General features: G+C 28.2%; 25 protein-coding genes. All 25 read right to left on the bottom strand.

The annotated features are described in order from the left end of the window. Window positions 1–2: 2 nt before the first annotated feature. The 25 genes from rplR to tusD all read right to left on the bottom strand — a co-directional run bounded on the left by rplR (window position 3) and on the right by tusD (window position 14,237). The gene (rplR, locus tag BUCNMO_RS02035; protein WP_232037636.1) at window positions 3–371 is read right to left on the bottom strand and encodes a 50S ribosomal protein L18; all 369 of its coding nucleotides are present in this window, start codon (window positions 369–371) and stop codon (window positions 3–5) included. Continuing rightward, a complete protein-coding gene (gene rplF, locus BUCNMO_RS02040) occupies window positions 371–907 on the bottom strand; it encodes a 50S ribosomal protein L6 (RefSeq protein ID WP_158345140.1) in 537 nt (178 codons plus the stop codon). Before rplF ends, rplR begins: the two co-directional genes overlap by 1 nt. Window positions 908–923: 16 nt before the next feature. Continuing rightward, window positions 924–1,316, bottom strand: coding sequence for a 30S ribosomal protein S8 (rpsH, locus tag BUCNMO_RS02045; protein ID WP_158345142.1), 393 nt, complete (start codon window positions 1,314–1,316; stop codon window positions 924–926). A 55-nt stretch (window positions 1,317–1,371) separates the two neighbouring features. Beyond that, window positions 1,372–1,677: a 30S ribosomal protein S14 gene (gene rpsN / locus BUCNMO_RS02050; RefSeq protein ID WP_158345144.1), complete on the bottom strand. Its 306-nt coding sequence runs from the start codon at window positions 1,675–1,677 to the stop codon at window positions 1,372–1,374. Between the two features lie 4 nt (window positions 1,678–1,681). Beyond that, window positions 1,682–2,233 carry a 50S ribosomal protein L5 gene (gene rplE, locus BUCNMO_RS02055; protein ID WP_158345145.1) on the bottom strand — a complete coding sequence of 184 codons (552 nt, stop codon included), beginning with the start codon at window positions 2,231–2,233 and terminating at the stop codon, window positions 1,682–1,684. 34 nt (window positions 2,234–2,267) lie between these two features. Beyond that, window positions 2,268–2,579, bottom strand: coding sequence for a 50S ribosomal protein L24 (gene rplX / locus BUCNMO_RS02060; RefSeq protein WP_158345147.1), 312 nt, complete (start codon window positions 2,577–2,579; stop codon window positions 2,268–2,270). Window positions 2,580–2,592: 13 nt separating this feature from the next. Further along, a complete protein-coding gene (rplN, locus tag BUCNMO_RS02065; RefSeq protein WP_158345149.1) occupies window positions 2,593–2,961 on the bottom strand; it encodes a 50S ribosomal protein L14 in 369 nt (122 codons plus the stop codon). Window positions 2,962–2,997: 36 nt separating this feature from the next. Further along, window positions 2,998–3,258 carry a 30S ribosomal protein S17 gene (gene rpsQ, locus BUCNMO_RS02070; RefSeq protein WP_158345151.1) on the bottom strand — a complete coding sequence of 87 codons (261 nt, stop codon included), beginning with the start codon at window positions 3,256–3,258 and terminating at the stop codon, window positions 2,998–3,000. After that, entirely contained in the window at window positions 3,252–3,452 is a 201-nt protein-coding gene (rpmC, locus tag BUCNMO_RS02075) for a 50S ribosomal protein L29 (RefSeq protein ID WP_158345153.1), read from the bottom strand. Before rpmC ends, rpsQ begins: the two co-directional genes overlap by 7 nt. Window positions 3,453–3,464: 12 nt before the next feature. Further along, window positions 3,465–3,878, bottom strand: a complete 414-nt coding sequence (gene rplP, locus BUCNMO_RS02080) for a 50S ribosomal protein L16 (RefSeq protein ID WP_158345155.1) — start codon at window positions 3,876–3,878, stop codon at window positions 3,465–3,467. Between the two features lie 6 nt (window positions 3,879–3,884). After that, window positions 3,885–4,595, bottom strand: a complete 711-nt coding sequence (gene rpsC, locus BUCNMO_RS02085; RefSeq protein ID WP_158345157.1) for a 30S ribosomal protein S3 — start codon at window positions 4,593–4,595, stop codon at window positions 3,885–3,887. Window positions 4,596–4,614: 19 nt separating this feature from the next. Next, window positions 4,615–4,947, bottom strand: a complete 333-nt coding sequence (rplV, locus tag BUCNMO_RS02090) for a 50S ribosomal protein L22 (RefSeq protein ID WP_158345159.1) — start codon at window positions 4,945–4,947, stop codon at window positions 4,615–4,617. Between the two features lie 54 nt (window positions 4,948–5,001). Beyond that, on the bottom strand, window positions 5,002–5,280 hold the full coding sequence (rpsS, locus tag BUCNMO_RS02095; protein WP_158345161.1) for a 30S ribosomal protein S19: 279 nt from the start codon (window positions 5,278–5,280) through the stop codon (window positions 5,002–5,004). A gap of 20 nt (window positions 5,281–5,300) precedes the next feature. Beyond that, window positions 5,301–6,122 carry a 50S ribosomal protein L2 gene (rplB, locus tag BUCNMO_RS02100; RefSeq protein ID WP_158345163.1) on the bottom strand — a complete coding sequence of 274 codons (822 nt, stop codon included), beginning with the start codon at window positions 6,120–6,122 and terminating at the stop codon, window positions 5,301–5,303. Between the two features lie 14 nt (window positions 6,123–6,136). Next, window positions 6,137–6,442, bottom strand: a complete 306-nt coding sequence (rplW, locus tag BUCNMO_RS02105) for a 50S ribosomal protein L23 (RefSeq protein ID WP_158345165.1) — start codon at window positions 6,440–6,442, stop codon at window positions 6,137–6,139. Continuing rightward, window positions 6,439–7,047, bottom strand: a complete 609-nt coding sequence (rplD, locus tag BUCNMO_RS02110; RefSeq protein ID WP_158345167.1) for a 50S ribosomal protein L4 — start codon at window positions 7,045–7,047, stop codon at window positions 6,439–6,441. The genes rplW and rplD overlap by 4 nt, the downstream gene beginning before the upstream one ends. A gap of 14 nt (window positions 7,048–7,061) precedes the next feature. Continuing rightward, a complete protein-coding gene (rplC, locus tag BUCNMO_RS02115) occupies window positions 7,062–7,691 on the bottom strand; it encodes a 50S ribosomal protein L3 (protein WP_158345169.1) in 630 nt (209 codons plus the stop codon). Between the two features lie 33 nt (window positions 7,692–7,724). Then, complete coding sequence (gene rpsJ, locus BUCNMO_RS02120) at window positions 7,725–8,036, bottom strand: 30S ribosomal protein S10 (protein ID WP_009874476.1); 312 nt, start codon at window positions 8,034–8,036, stop codon at window positions 7,725–7,727. Between the two features lie 484 nt (window positions 8,037–8,520). Continuing rightward, window positions 8,521–9,705, bottom strand: coding sequence for an elongation factor Tu (gene tuf / locus BUCNMO_RS02125; protein WP_158345171.1), 1,185 nt, complete (start codon window positions 9,703–9,705; stop codon window positions 8,521–8,523). A 91-nt stretch (window positions 9,706–9,796) separates the two neighbouring features. After that, window positions 9,797–11,908: an elongation factor G gene (fusA, locus tag BUCNMO_RS02130; RefSeq protein ID WP_158345173.1), complete on the bottom strand. Its 2,112-nt coding sequence runs from the start codon at window positions 11,906–11,908 to the stop codon at window positions 9,797–9,799. Between the two features lie 117 nt (window positions 11,909–12,025). Next, on the bottom strand, window positions 12,026–12,496 hold the full coding sequence (gene rpsG, locus BUCNMO_RS02135; RefSeq protein WP_158345175.1) for a 30S ribosomal protein S7: 471 nt from the start codon (window positions 12,494–12,496) through the stop codon (window positions 12,026–12,028). Window positions 12,497–12,589: 93 nt separating this feature from the next. After that, the gene (gene rpsL, locus BUCNMO_RS02140) at window positions 12,590–12,964 is read right to left on the bottom strand and encodes a 30S ribosomal protein S12 (protein ID WP_158345177.1); all 375 of its coding nucleotides are present in this window, start codon (window positions 12,962–12,964) and stop codon (window positions 12,590–12,592) included. Between the two features lie 182 nt (window positions 12,965–13,146). Continuing rightward, window positions 13,147–13,434, bottom strand: a complete 288-nt coding sequence (tusB, locus tag BUCNMO_RS02145) for a sulfurtransferase complex subunit TusB (RefSeq protein WP_160118325.1) — start codon at window positions 13,432–13,434, stop codon at window positions 13,147–13,149. A gap of 15 nt (window positions 13,435–13,449) precedes the next feature. Further along, complete coding sequence (tusC, locus tag BUCNMO_RS02150) at window positions 13,450–13,809, bottom strand: sulfurtransferase complex subunit TusC (protein WP_158345181.1); 360 nt, start codon at window positions 13,807–13,809, stop codon at window positions 13,450–13,452. A 47-nt stretch (window positions 13,810–13,856) separates the two neighbouring features. Beyond that, window positions 13,857–14,237 carry a sulfurtransferase complex subunit TusD gene (gene tusD, locus BUCNMO_RS02155; protein ID WP_160118326.1) on the bottom strand — a complete coding sequence of 127 codons (381 nt, stop codon included), beginning with the start codon at window positions 14,235–14,237 and terminating at the stop codon, window positions 13,857–13,859. Window positions 14,238–14,682 lie beyond the last annotated feature (445 nt).

The following is a 14,682-nucleotide window of genomic DNA, read 5'->3' on the forward strand; positions in this document are numbered from 1 at the left end:
CCTCAAAAAATTAATCCAAATTTACGAGCAGCATTAGCTAACTCTAATACACGCCCATGATATTTAAATCCAGAACGATCAAAAGATATTTTGCTAACACCTTTTTTTACAGCTCTTTTTGCAATAAATTCTCCTACTACACCAGCTGCTATCTTATTACCAGTATATTTCACTTTAGTTGATATAACTTTTTCTAAAGTTGAAGCAACAGCTATAATTTTAAGAGAATCAGGAGATACTATTTGAGCATACATATGTCGAGATGTTTTATGAATAACTAACCGAATAGCATTTAATCTATATAAATGACGTCTAATACGTAAAGCTCTACGTAATCGAGAAGATTTTTTATTATTTTTTACAAACATAATTATTTTTTCTTAGCCTCTTTTATACGTATAAATTCATGTTCATATCTAATTCCTTTTCCTTTATACGGTTCCGGTTTACGATATGACCTTATGTCTGCAGCAACTTGTCCTAATAACTGCTTATTAGCACCTTTTAATACTAGCTCTGTTTGAGTCAATACTTCTGCAAAAATACCAATAGGTAATTTATATATAATCGGATGAGAAAATCCTAAAGACATATTCAATATATTATTACAATCTAATGTTATACGATAACCCACTCCAGAAAAAATTAGCTTTTTAGAAAAACCTACTGTCACCCCAGTAATCATAGATTGTATTAATGATCGAGCAGTCCCAGCTTGCATCCAAGAACTAATGTATTGAGATCGGCCTTTAAATGTTAATATATTATTTAAATAATTAATTTTTACGTAATCATTAACAATATAACTTAATTCTCCGTTAATACCTTTAATAATAATTTTTTGATTGCACAAAATAACTTGAACATTAATAGGAACAATAATCACACGTTTAGCTATTCTAGACATTTATCCCTACCTTAGGCTAAGATACATAACAAATAACTTCTCCACCAATACATAATTTACGAGCATGATGATCGGTAATAACTCCCTTAGAAGTAGAAAGTATAGCAACACCCATACCTGCCATAACTTTAGGCAAATTATTTCTTTTCTTATACACTCTTAAACTAGGGCGGCTAATTCTTTTAATATTTTCTATAACTGGTTTCCCAGAAAAATATTTTAAATACAATATTAATTGTAGTTTTAACTTACCACATATTTTATAATTTAAAATATACCCTTCTTCTTTTAAGACACGACTAATAGCTATTTTAAACCTAGAAGAAGGCATAGTTACCATAATTTTATTAGAAATTTGACTATTTCTAATACGAGTTAACATATCACTAATAGGGTCTTGCATACTCATGTTTAAAACCTCAATAAAACAATTATACATTTATTATTGTCAATAATTAATTATGTTACCAACTTGATTTTTTTAATCCAGGTATTTCACCTCTCATAGCTGACTCCCTTAACTTCATCCTACTTAATCCAAATTTTCTTAAAAAAGCATGAGGACGACCTGTCTGTAAACATCTATTTCTTTGACGAGAAGGACTTGAATCGCGAGGAAAAGTTTGCAACTTTAAAACCGCTTCCCATCTTTGTTTTTCTGAACTTTTCATATCAGATATAATTAATTTTAAATTCTTCCGTTTTTCAGAAAATTTTTTAACTAAAATGTTACGCTTTAATTCTCTAGCCTTGATAGATTCTTTTGCCATTGTACTATCCTCGTGTATTTTTACGAAAAGGAAAATTAAAAGCTGCAAGTAACGCTAAAGCCTCTTTATCAGAATTTGCAGTAGTTGTGATTGTTATATCTAAACCACGAATACGATCCACCGTATCATAATTTATCTCTGGAAAAATAATTTGTTCACGTACGCCAATACTATAATTTCCAAATCCATCAAAAGATTTTTTAGAAAAACCCCTAAAATCTCGTATTCTAGGGATCACAATAACAATTAATTTCTTTAAAAAATCCCATTTTCTTCTTCCTCTTAAAGTAACTTTACAACCTATAGGATAATTTTTCCTAATTTTAAAACTAGCAATAGATTTTTTAACTTTAGTCACATATGGTTTTTGACCAGAAATTAATGTTAAATCTGAAACTGCATGTTGTAAACTTTTTTTATCACTAACGGCAGCACCTACACCCATATTTAAAGTAATTTTATTAAAATTAGGTACTTGCATTACAGAAGTATAATTAAATTTTTTTTTCAATTGATTAATCACTGTACTGTTATAGTAATCATATAAATTAATCATTATAATTAATATATCCTCGTTTAATAATACTATATTATACTACTTGATTATTAGATTTATAAAACCTAACCTTTTTCCCATCTAAAAAATTAAACTTTATTCGATCAGGTTTATTAGTTTTTTTATTTAATATTTTTACATTAGATACATGTATTGGTAATTCTTTTGTTATAATTCCTCCAGGTTGATTTTTATCTGGTATAGATTTCTGATGTTTTTTTACCACATTAATATTTTTTACTATGATTTTATCTACAGATACAACGTTTTGTACAATACCTATCTCTCCTTTATATTTCCCTGTGATAACTACAACTGAATCATTTTTTCGTATTTTACGAGCCATAATATTTTCCTCGTTAAAGTACTTCTGGTGCTAAAGAAATAATTTTCATAAATTTATCTGTTCTAAGTTCTCGAGTTACTGGACCAAAAATTCGACTACCTACAGGAATTCCATTATTATTAATAATAACGCAAGAATTAGTATCAAACCTAATTAACGAACCATCACTACGACGAACTCCTTTTTTAGTGCGAACTATTACTGCTTTTAAAACATCACCTTTTTTAACTTTACTTCTAGGTATAGCTTCTTTAACAGTAATTTTAATAACATCTCCAATTCTTGCATAACGCCGCTTTGATCCTCCTAAAACTTTAATGCACATGGCTAAGCGTGCACCAGAATTGTCAGCTACATGTAAAATTGTTTGTTCTTGAATCATATAATTGTTACCTCATTCAAAAATAAAAAAATATTATTATAATAATTCTAAATTTTTTTTAACAATTTTTAATAATATCCACGATTTAGTCTTAGAAATTGGTTTACATTCTGATATTTCTACGATATCTCCTATGTTACATTTATTATCTTGATCATGAACATGTAATTTAGTTGTACGTTTAACAAACTTACCATAAAATTTATGTTTAACTAATCTTTCTACACATACTACCGCTGACTTGTCCATTTTGTTACTACTGACGCAACCCTTTAATATTTTAATTTTTTTTAACATTTTTTTAAAATCTCACTTTCTTTTAATATTGTTTTAATCCTTGCAATATTTTTTCTTACCAAATTTAATAAATGGGATTGATTAAGTTTTCCAGAAACTTTTTTAATGCGAAGATTAAACTGTTCCTTTAATAATCCTAATAATTCAATTTTAAGTTGTTGATTTTTCTTTTTTCTTAAATAATTTAATTTCATTAATAATCCTTTTTATCTAATACTGTTTTTTGTAACAAAAATAGTTTTTATAGGAAGCTTTGATGATGCTAGTTTAAAAGCAAATTTAGATTCTTGTTCTGAAATACCATCAATTTCAAATAACATTTTTCCAGGTTGTATTAAAGCTACCCAATATTCAACATTTCCTTTACCTTTACCCATACGTACTTCTAGAGGTTTTTGTGTAATTGGTTTATCTGGAAAAATTCGTATCCACATTTTTCCCTGTCGTTTTACTGCCCGAGTAATCGTTCTTCTCGCTGATTCAATTTGACGAGCTGTTAATCTACCTCTATTAATAGCCCTTAGTCCAAAAGACCCAAAAACAATATGACTATCGATAGAAAGACCTCTATTACGACCTTTATGCATTTTACGAAATTTTGTACGTTTCGGCTGTAACATTAATGGTTATTCCTTATATTTTCGCATTCTTCGATATTGTTTTTTTGCATGTACTACTTTCTTTTCTAACGTTATTATCGATTTCATACCTCCTAATATTTCTCCTTTAAAAATCCAAACTTTAACTCCTATAATTCCATAAGTAGTTTTTGCTTCTGAAACATTATATTCAATATTAGCTCTTAATGTATGTAATGGAACTCTTCCTTCACGATACCATTCTTTACGTGCTATTTCAGCACCTCCTAAACGACCACTAACTTCTACTTTAATACCTTTAGCTCCTTGACGCATAGAATTTTGTACAGCTCTTTTCATAGCTCTACGAAACATTACTCTTCTTTCTAGTTGAGAACTAATATTATTAGCTACTAATTTAGCATCTAATTCTGGCTTTTTTACTTCAGAAATATTAACTTGAGTAGGAACTCCAGTAATCTTAAAAATAGACATTCGCAATTTTTCTACATCTTCCCCTTTTTTACCAATAACTATTCCAGGGCGAGCAGTATAAATAGTTACCTTAATGCTCTTAGCTGGTCTTTCAATTAATATTTTAGATACTGAAGCCTTTAACAATTTTTTCATTAAAAACTTACGAACTTGAAAATCACTAAATAAATTACTAGCAAAATCTTTTTTATTAGCAAACCATATAGAATTCCAATTTTTAACAATACCTAAACGCATGCCGTTAGGATGAACTTTTTGACCCATATTAAGTAATCTCCAAATTTTAAGAATCAGAAACAATAACAGTAATATGACTACTTCTTTTTAAAATACGATCCGCACGTCCTTTAGCTCTTGGCATTGTTCTTTTCATACTTGGACCTTCATCTACAAAAATCTTAGTAATTTTTAAAGTACTTAAATCCATATTTTTATTATGCTCAGCATTTGAAATAGCAGAATCTAACACTTTTTTTATTAACATAGATGCTTTTTTATTACTAAAATTTAAAATATCTTGAGCAACGGATATTTTTTTACCTCTAATTAAATTAGCTACTAATCGAACTTTTTGAGCAGAAGAACGTGCTTTTTTATATTGAGCAAAAGATTCCATTTATAACCACCTGTTATAATTCAAAATTTACTATATATTTTAATTAATTAAAGACTAACGTTGCTTAATTTTTTTATCAGTAGAATGACCTCTATATGTCCTAGTAATAGCAAATTCTCCTAATTTATGACCTACCATTTCTTCAGTAATAAATATAGGTATATGTTGACGACCATTATGAACAGATATTGTTATACCTATCATATTAGGAAAAATAGTTGAACGTCTAGACCAAGTTTTTAAAGGTTTCTTACTTTTTAATTTTATTGTTTTTTTCACTTTGTTTAACAAACTTAAATCTATAAAAGGTCCTTTTTTAAGAGAACGTGGCATAAATGATCCTCTTTTAATAATTATTTAGTACGTTGACGTATAATAAACTTACTTGTTCTTTTATTTTTTCTAGTTTTTTTACCTTTGGTTTGTACCCCCCAAGGAGTTACAGGGTGTTTTCCAAAATTTCTTCCCTCCCCGCCTCCATGAGGATGATCGACAGGATTCATAGCTGTCCCTCTAACAGTAGGTCTGATACCTATCCATCGAGCAGCACCTGCTTTTCCTAAAACTTTTAACATATATTCAGAATTCCCTACTTCTCCTATAGTAGCCCTACAATTTGATAATACTCTTCGAGTTTCTCCTGAACGTAATCTAAGCGTTACGTAACTATTATCTTTTGCTAAAAGATGCGCGTAACTTCCAGCTGAACGAGCAAGTTGTCCACCTTTTCCTGGTTTCATTTCAACGTTATGAATAATAGTTCCTATAGGTATATTATTCATAGGCATAGCATTACCTATTTTTATTTCTGATTTAACTCCTGAAGATAAGTTATCTCCTACATTTATCCCTTTAGGAGCTAAAATATAGTTTCTCAAACCATCTTTATACAAAATTAAAACTATATTAGCTGATCGATTAGGATCATATTCTATTTTTTCTACCACAGCAGGTATATCATCTTTAATTCTCCTAAAGTCAATTACTCTATAAAATCTTTTATGTCCTCCTCCAATATGTCGAGTAGTTATACGTCCTTGATTATTTCTTCCTCCAGTCTTTTTATTCTTTTGTAATAAAGTTCCAAATGATTTACCTTTATATAACATAGAATTCACAACTTTTACTACATGACGTCTACCAGGAGATGTTGGTTTACATTTTATTACAGCCATTGTTGATCCTTATACTATTTTTGAATACCTAAAAAATTTAATCTTTGACCTTCCTTTAAAGTTACATATGCTTTCTTCCAATCAGATTTATGACTTATTCGACCAGTACTTAAACGCTTATTTTTACCTTTAATAACTAAAATATTAACTTTCTTTACAGTTACTGAAAACAACTTTTTAATAGCTGTCTTTATTGCAAATTTAGTAGAATTTTTAGCTACCTTTAATACAACGACATTACATTTTTCTACCGCTAAAGACGACTTCTCTGAAATATGAGGCGCTAATATTATTTTAAAAATGTTACCTTCAAAAATCATGTTAACATTTCCTCAATTTTTTTAATTGATTGTACAGTACAAACAATTTGCTTAAAAGTAATAAGACTTACAGGATTAATGTAACGAATTTCTTGAACACACACTTTATGTAAATTTCTTGATGCTAAATACAAATTTTTATTTAAATTACTAGTTAAAATTAGAGCTTCTTTAAATTCTATACTGTTTAATTTTTTTATCAACATCCGAGTTTTAGGCATATCTATATAAAAATCTTTAAATACCACTAAACGATTCGTACGAATTAATTCAGAGAAAATACTTTTTAAAGCTCCTTTATACATTTTTTTATTAACTTTTTGACAATAATTACGAGGTTTAGCTGCAAAAGTAACCCCTCCAGAACGCCAAATCGGACTCCTAATCGAACCTACTCTAGCTCGACCAGTACCTTTTTGACGCCAAGGTTTTCTTCCAGAACCAGATACTTCTGAACGATTTTTTTGAGCTTTACTCCCTTGACGGCTTGCATTTGAATAAGCGGTAATAACCTGATGAATTAATCCTTCGTTGAAACTAGTATTAAAAATTATATCAGAAATAGTAACTAATTTAGTTTTATCATCTTTAAGTACCATTTGCATACTATACTTGCCCCTCACTTCTTGATAGCTGGTTTTATAATAAGACTACTATTATTTACACCTGGAGTTGATCCTTTTATTAAAAGCAATTTTTTTATTTTATCTATTTCAACAATGTTAAGATTTTGAATAGTAATCTTATCATTTCCTAAATGACCAGCCATTTTTTTACCTTTAAATACTCTACCAGGAGTTTGATTTTGACCAATAGATCCAGGAACTCTATGTGATAAAGAATTACCATGACTAGCATCTTGTGTTTTAAAATTCCAACGCTTAACAGTCCCACAAAAACCTTTACCTTTTGATGTACCTGTAACGTCTACTTTTTTAATATTATCTAAACTATCGAGAGTAACAACTTCTCCTATTTTAAAATTTTTTATTTTAGATACTCTAAATTCCCATAATCCTACACCAGGTGTAACACCAGATTTTAAAAAATGTCCTATTTCTGACTTATTTAACTTCTTACTTTTTTTTATACCTGTAGTAAGTTGTACTGCTTCATATCGATCAGTTTGTATAGTTTTAATCTGAGTGATCCAATTATCTTGAATCTCAATTATAGTTACTGGTACAGATATTCCCTCTTTGGTAAATAATCGAGTCATACCTATTTTTTTGCCAATTATACCTATCATTAAATTAAAATCCTTAAAAATTTTGTTACTAATTTATCCCAAACTAATTTGTACATCTACACCAGCAGCTAAATCTAATCTCATTAAAGCATCTACAGTTTTTTCTGTAGGTTCTACAATATCTATAAGTCTTTTATGTGTTCTAATTTCATACTGATCACGAGCATCTTTATTAACATGTGGAGAAACTAAAATAGTAAAACGTTCTTTTCTAGTAGGAAGTGGAATAGGACCTCTTACTTGAGCCCCAGTTCTTTTAGCGGTTTCAACTATCTCTGTAGTTGATTGATCAATTAATCTATGATCAAATGCTTTTAAACGAATACGTATCCTTTGGTTCTGCATAAGGTCAGAACTCCATATGTACAAACTAAAAAATATATTATTAACATTAATTAACGACAATAATTTTTTTAGTAATGTGTGTGTAACCCCTATATAAGGATTATTATAATTTAATTTACATTCAATTAAATGCATTAATTGTCAAATTTATAATTAAACATGATTTAAAAAAATCTCTTCATACTTGTTTATATAAACAATAATCTATTTTAAAACGTTTAATTATATTATTTATATCTATAATTATATGCATTTTATTTGAACAAAGTTTTTTTTAAAAAAAATAGAAATTAAAAATTAAAAATTATTCTATAAATAACAAATTAATGATTAAATAATTTTTTAAACATCTCTTATTATATCAAAAATGTTTTTTAAAAACCAGACAATATGATTAAAAAAATCAAGAAAAGAGTGTGCAATCTCTCTTCTTGATAAGCTACTTTAATTACTAAAAAACATTTAGACATTGCTTAAACAATAATTAATTAATAATTTTAGAAACTACTCCTGCTCCTACAGTTTTTCCACCTTCTCTGATAGCAAATCTTAAACCCTCATTCATTGCAATAGGATGTATTAAAGTAACAAGTACTTCTATGTTATCTCCCGGCATAACCATTTCTATCGAATCTGGCAACTTAATAGAACCAGTTACATCTGTTGTACGGAAATAAAATTGAGGTCTGTACCCTTTAAAAAATGGAGTATGACGACCTCCTTCTTCTTTTGATAATACATATACTTTTGATTCAAACGTTGTATGAGGACTAATACTTCCAGGTTTTGACAAAACTTGCCCTCGTTCTATTTCATCACGTTTCGTACCTCTTAATAATATTCCTACATTTTCTCCAGCTCTACCTTCATCTAATAACTTTCTAAACATTTCTACACCAGTACAAATTGTTTTTACAGTAGGCTTTATACCTACGATTTCTACTTCTTCTCCGACCTTTATAATTCCTCTTTCTACTCTACCAGTAACTACCGTACCTCTACCGGAAATCGAAAAAACGTCTTCTATAGGTAATAAAAAAGGCTGATTAATTTTTCTTTTAGGTTCAGGTATATAAGTATCTAATGCGTTTGATAAATCTATTATTTTATCTTCCCATTCTTTACTACCTTCTAAAGCCTTTAAAGCAGAACCTCTAATTATAGGTGTTTTTTCTCCAGGAAAATCATATTGAGTTAATAAATCTCTAATTTCCATTTCTACTAATTCAAGAAGTTCTTCATCATTAACCATATCGCATTTATTAAGAAATACTACAATATAAGGAACTCCTACTTGACGCCCCAATAAAATATGTTCTCTTGTTTGAGGCATTGGACCATCTGTTGCTGCTACCACTAAAATTGCTCCATCCATCTGCGCTGCTCCAGTAATCATATTCTTTATGTAATCTGCATGACCCGGGCAATCAACATGAGCATAATGTCTCATAGAAGTATCATACTCTACATGAGAAGTATTAATTGTAATCCCTCTTGCTTTTTCTTCTGGTGCATTATCTATTTGATCAAAAGCACGAGCAGATCCTCCATATTTTTTTGCTAGTACAGTTGTAATTGCAGATGTTAAAGTAGTTTTTCCATGGTCAACATGCCCAATAGTACCTACATTTATATGTGGTTTTGAACGTTCAAATTTTTTTTTAGACACTACAATTATCCTTAATAATGTTAAATTAATATTGATTATTAATACAAAATATATAATATAATACAACAAAAAATTTTTATATAATCATAAATTACAATTTATCTCTTGTCTCAATAATTATTTCCGATATATTTTTAGGTGCTTCTAAATATTCCATAAACTCCATTGAATATGATGCTCTTCCTTGAGTTTGTGACCTTAAATCAGTCGCATAACCAAACATTTCAGATAATGGTACTTTAGCAAAAATATTTTTTTTGTTTAATACATCTATCATATTTTCAATAATACCTCTTCTACGATTTAAATCCCCAATTACTTCTCCCATATAATTGTCTGGAGTTTCTATTTCAACTTTCATAATAGGTTCTAATAAAATAGGATTAGCTTGCTTAAAAGCTTTTTTAAAAGCTAGTGAAGCTGCTAATTTAAAAGCAATCTCAGATGAATCAACATCATGATAAGACCCAAAATGCAATCGTACCCCAACGTTCATTACTGGATACCCTGCGAAGGGACCACATTTCAATTGCTCTTGAATACTTTTGTCAATTGCTGAAATATATTCTCCTGGTATTACACCACCTTTAATATCATTAACAAAAGTATAACTACCCTCACCAGAAATTAGCGGAAATAAATCAATTACTACATGTCCATATTGTCCTCTACCACCAGATTGTTTAATATACTTACCTTCTACTTCTTTTACTGAATTACGAATGGTTTCTCTATAAGCTACTTGTGGTTTTCCTATATTAGCATCTATACTAAATTCTCTTTTCATTCTATCTATAATAATTTCTAAATGTAATTCTCCCATTCCAGCTACAATCGTTTGATTAGACTCTTGATCTGTCCATACTCGAAAGGAAGGATCTTCTTTCGCTAAACGATTTAAAGCAACGCCCATTCTTTCTTGATCAATTTTTGTCTTAGGTTCAATAGCTATTGATATTACAGGATCAGGAAAATCCATACGTTCTAAAACAATAGGAAATTTACAATCACATAACGTATCTCCAGTCGTAACATTTTTTAAACCAATAGCAGCAGCTATATCTCCAGCATATACTTCTTTTATTTCTTCTCTCTTGTTAGCATGCATTTGCACAATTCGTCCTAATCGTTCACGTTGACACTTAACAGAATTTAAAATAGTATCTCCTGAATTAATAACCCCAGAATATACTCTAAAAAAAGTTAAATTACCTACAAAAGAATCTGTAGCAATTTTAAAAGCTAACGCAGAAAATGGTTCTCGATCGTAAGCTTTACGAATAGCTATTGTCTTTGAAGAATCATTTAATGTTCCCTGTATCGATGGAATATCAAGAGGAGATGGCAAATAATCTACAATAGCATCTAACAATGTTTGAATCCCTTTATTTTTGAAAGCAGATCCACATGTTACAATTAAAACTTCATTATTTAATACTTTTTTTCTTAACTCTAATTTTATGTCTTTTTCAGAGATTTTTACTCCTAATAAATATTTCTCCATAATTTCATCATTTGATTCAGCAACACATTCTAATAAATTTTGATACCACTCTTCAGCAATTTTTAATAAATGAGAAGGTATTTCTGTATACTTAAATGTAACGCCTTGATCTCCATCATTCCATACTATAGCTTTCATTTTTACTAAATCTATAATTCCAGAAAAACTATCTTCTGATCCAATAGATAATTGAATAGGTATGGGAAGAACTCCTAAACGAGACTTTAATTCTTGTACTACTTTCAAATAATTAGCACCCATTCGATCCATTTTATTAATAAATGCTATCCTTGGTACATGATATTTATTAGCTTGTTTCCAAACAGTTTCCGATTGAGGTTGTACTCCCCCAACTGCACAATATACCATTACTACTCCATCTAAAACTCTCATAGACCGTTCTACTTCTATAGTAAAATCAACATGTCCAGGTGTATCTATAATATTAATACGGTGTGGAAGAAATTGATTAAACATACCAGACCAAAATGTTGTTGTCGCTGCCGATGTAATAGTAATTCCTCTTTCTTGCTCCTGCTCCATCCAATCCATTGTTGCTGCACCATCATGTACTTCTCCTAATTTATGATTTACTCCAGTATAAAATAAAATACGCTCCGTAGTAGTAGTTTTACCTGCATCAATATGAGCGCTTATGCCAATATTCCGATAATTTATAATAGGTGTTATTCGAGCCATATTACTTCTCTAAGTTAAATATTGAATATAAATCGTGTATGTAATAAACTTGTCAATAAAAATATTTTATTAAATCGTGAGTTTATTTACATATAACAACAAATTAATCCATCTATTTTACCAACGATAATGTGCAAACGCTTTATTAGCTTCTGCCATACGATGAACTTCTTCTCTTTTTTTAACAGCCAACCCTTTATTTTCTGAAGCATCATATAATTCATTTAATAACCTAATCGCCATAGATTTATCACTACGTTTTCGAGCTGCCACAATTATCCATCGCATAGCCAATGCATTTCTTCTAATAGGTCGAACTTCTACTGGCACTTGATAAGTAGACCCACCTACTCTACGAGATTTTACTTCTACTGTTGGTCGTACATTATCCAATGCAATATTAAAAGCTTCTAATGGATTTTTACCTGTTTTATTCGAAAGTTTTTCTAAAGCAGAATAAACTATTACTTCTGCAATAGATTTTTTTCCATTTACCATTAATATATTTATAAATTTTGCTAAAATGTCAGAGACAAATTTAGGATCAGGCAAAATTTTTCGACTTCCAATTATACGTCTACGAGGCATTTGTCTTTCCTTAAATAAAAATATTCACATAATTTAATAAATAATGTGACATTTATATATATTTATTTTATAATAAAAAATTAATTAATTTTTTTAAGATCTAACTTTTTTTACACCATATTTAGATCTACCATTTTTGCGATCTTTAACACCTGCACAATCTAAAGATCCTCTAATAACATGATATCTCACTCCAGGCAAATCTTTTACTCTTCCTCCTCTTATTAAAATTACAGAATGTTCTTGTAAATTATGCCCTTCTCCTCCAATATACGAAGTAACCTCAAATCCATTTGTTAAGCGTACTCTACAAACTTTCCTAAGAGCTGAATTAGGTTTTTTAGGAGTTGTTGTATACACTTTAATACACACTCCTCTTTTTTGAGGACATGACTCTAGTGCAGGAACACTACTTTTAATTATTTTTTTTATGCGTGATTTTCTAACTAATTGATTAATAGTGGACATATTTTAACCTTTTTTATACTTTTATTTACTACAGTATCATAAAAGTTTCTAAAATTGATATTCTATATTTAATAAATAAAATGACTAATTAGTTCACAATATACAATAAATAAAAAAATACTTTTATATAAAAAAATTATTAATAACATATTTTGTTATCGCTACAAAAATGACACCATGCACTACCACGTTATTTGTTTAGTATGTTTAACCGTTAATTCTATAAATTCTGAATATCTAACAATTATAAAAAGATTTGACAATTGTTTAATTAACCCACGTGCAGAAATATCTTCATATAAAACATATAAATTAACAGAATATTTTACTATTTGCTTTAAATAAACGTTATTGTTTAAAGATAATAACACTCCATCTTGAATAGTTAACACATCATCCGATGAGTTAATAGTTAAAAATAATGATTGAATATCAAAGTTAACAGGAGATTTTGTAATGATATGTAACATATACATGATCCAACTTTAAAAGTTTAAGATACAATCAAAAGAATCAATTTTTTTTTTAAAAGATAATTGATCTAATAAAATAAGATTTACTAAAAATGAATAGTCTTTATTAATTCCTCGATCTTTTAAATAATTCTCACAAGAATAAAATTCATCTATTCCACACATTGGAAATATACTAAATTTAGTAGTATAATCAAATAATAAAATATTTTTTGATTTTTTATTTTTTATTAAATGAAATATCCCATCTCCAATAAAAAAAAATCCTGTTTTGTTTGTTATTAATGAAACAGCTAATGCGATATCTAAACCATCTTTACTCAAAAAATTCCCGAAAGGAGGTTGTGAAAATAAAAACGCAGTTTTTTTCATATATAAATTATTTCATATAATTATTATAAAAGAGATATTATTAATTTTTACAATTGTAAAACACGATCACATTTTTGCATATTTTTAACTAATACACCTAAACCAACTAATTTAAAATGTAATCCTATTTTTGAAAAAAAATCATTTTGATCATTTTTGTGTGAGATTAACCCCATTTTTAAAGCAGAATTAATACATATGTATAATTTAGTTCCAAATTTAATACTAAGTTTATTCCATTTACTTGTTAAATTACAAGACATGTTTGTTGATATATCTTTCATATTAGTGTGTAATGCACCATTTGCAAAAAAAAATACACTATATAACTTATGATTCATTTTAATTACATGTTTTGCAAATAAATAAGCCGTAATTGAAGTTTCTTCATTATAAGGGGAGCTCATAACTATTAATGCATATTTCATAATTATATAATCCATTAAACAACATTGAAAATATATTAAAAAGGTGAGTTTTTTATACACTTAATAATTATTAAAAAATATACTTAACTAATAAGTTTTTGAATATAAAACTATGCTAATAAAATATTTTTTATATTTAATATTTTTATATCAATTATTAAAGTAAAATTAATTAATATCTTAAATACTAGTGTAGAGAACTATAAATTAAATTTAAAAACACTACTAATTTAACGTTTCCTGTTTTCTATTAGTTTTAATTTTTATCCTTATATAAAAATCACGTTATTTACAGTAAACGAAAACAGTTTATCTTTTAAGTATAAACTATCAAATGTTGTTTTATTAACTAATTTATTTATATAACGTATAGTAAAAATACTTTTATCAATGAATCTAACAGTAGAATTACCATATTTTAATGTAACAATGTAAAAACTTATTT

It is taken from the genome of Buchnera aphidicola (Nipponaphis monzeni), assembly GCF_006741185.1.
Classification (GTDB): Bacteria; Pseudomonadota; Gammaproteobacteria; order Enterobacterales; family Enterobacteriaceae; genus Buchnera_H; species Buchnera_H aphidicola_T.

Coding starts and splice junctions, on each gene's coding strand:
- rplF (WP_158345140.1), bottom strand. CDS start 907: ATGTCTAGAATAGCTAAACGTGTGATTATTGTTCCTATTAATGTTCAA.
- rpsH (WP_158345142.1), bottom strand. CDS start 1,316: ATGAGTATGCAAGACCCTATTAGTGATATGTTAACTCGTATTAGAAAT.
- rpsN (WP_158345144.1), bottom strand. CDS start 1,677: ATGGCAAAAGAATCTATCAAGGCTAGAGAATTAAAGCGTAACATTTTA.
- rplE (WP_158345145.1), bottom strand. CDS start 2,233: ATGATTAATTTATATGATTACTATAACAGTACAGTGATTAATCAATTG.
- rplX (WP_158345147.1), bottom strand. CDS start 2,579: ATGGCTCGTAAAATACGAAAAAATGATTCAGTTGTAGTTATCACAGGG.
- rplN (WP_158345149.1), bottom strand. CDS start 2,961: ATGATTCAAGAACAAACAATTTTACATGTAGCTGACAATTCTGGTGCA.
- rpsQ (WP_158345151.1), bottom strand. CDS start 3,258: ATGTTAAAAAAAATTAAAATATTAAAGGGTTGCGTCAGTAGTAACAAA.
- rpmC (WP_158345153.1), bottom strand. CDS start 3,452: ATGAAATTAAATTATTTAAGAAAAAAGAAAAATCAACAACTTAAAATT.
- rplP (WP_158345155.1), bottom strand. CDS start 3,878: ATGTTACAGCCGAAACGTACAAAATTTCGTAAAATGCATAAAGGTCGT.
- rpsC (WP_158345157.1), bottom strand. CDS start 4,595: ATGGGTCAAAAAGTTCATCCTAACGGCATGCGTTTAGGTATTGTTAAA.
- rplV (WP_158345159.1), bottom strand. CDS start 4,947: ATGGAATCTTTTGCTCAATATAAAAAAGCACGTTCTTCTGCTCAAAAA.
- rpsS (WP_158345161.1), bottom strand. CDS start 5,280: ATGCCACGTTCTCTTAAAAAAGGACCTTTTATAGATTTAAGTTTGTTA.
- rplB (WP_158345163.1), bottom strand. CDS start 6,122: ATGGCTGTAATAAAATGTAAACCAACATCTCCTGGTAGACGTCATGTA.
- rplW (WP_158345165.1), bottom strand. CDS start 6,442: ATGATTTTTGAAGGTAACATTTTTAAAATAATATTAGCGCCTCATATT.
- rplD (WP_158345167.1), bottom strand. CDS start 7,047: ATGCAAATGGTACTTAAAGATGATAAAACTAAATTAGTTACTATTTCT.
- rplC (WP_158345169.1), bottom strand. CDS start 7,691: ATGATAGGTATAATTGGCAAAAAAATAGGTATGACTCGATTATTTACC.
- rpsJ (WP_009874476.1), bottom strand. CDS start 8,036: ATGCAGAACCAAAGGATACGTATTCGTTTAAAAGCATTTGATCATAGA.
- fusA (WP_158345173.1), bottom strand. CDS start 11,908: ATGGCTCGAATAACACCTATTATAAATTATCGGAATATTGGCATAAGC.
- rpsG (WP_158345175.1), bottom strand. CDS start 12,496: ATGCCTCGTAGACGTATAATTGGAAGTCGAAAAATTTTGCCTGATCCT.
- rpsL (WP_158345177.1), bottom strand. CDS start 12,964: ATGTCCACTATTAATCAATTAGTTAGAAAATCACGCATAAAAAAAATA.
- tusB (WP_160118325.1), bottom strand. CDS start 13,434: ATGTTACATATCATTACAAAATCTCCTGTTAACTTTGATATTCAATCA.
- tusC (WP_158345181.1), bottom strand. CDS start 13,809: ATGAAAAAAACTGCGTTTTTATTTTCACAACCTCCTTTCGGGAATTTT.
- tusD (WP_160118326.1), bottom strand. CDS start 14,237: ATGAAATATGCATTAATAGTTATGAGCTCCCCTTATAATGAAGAAACT.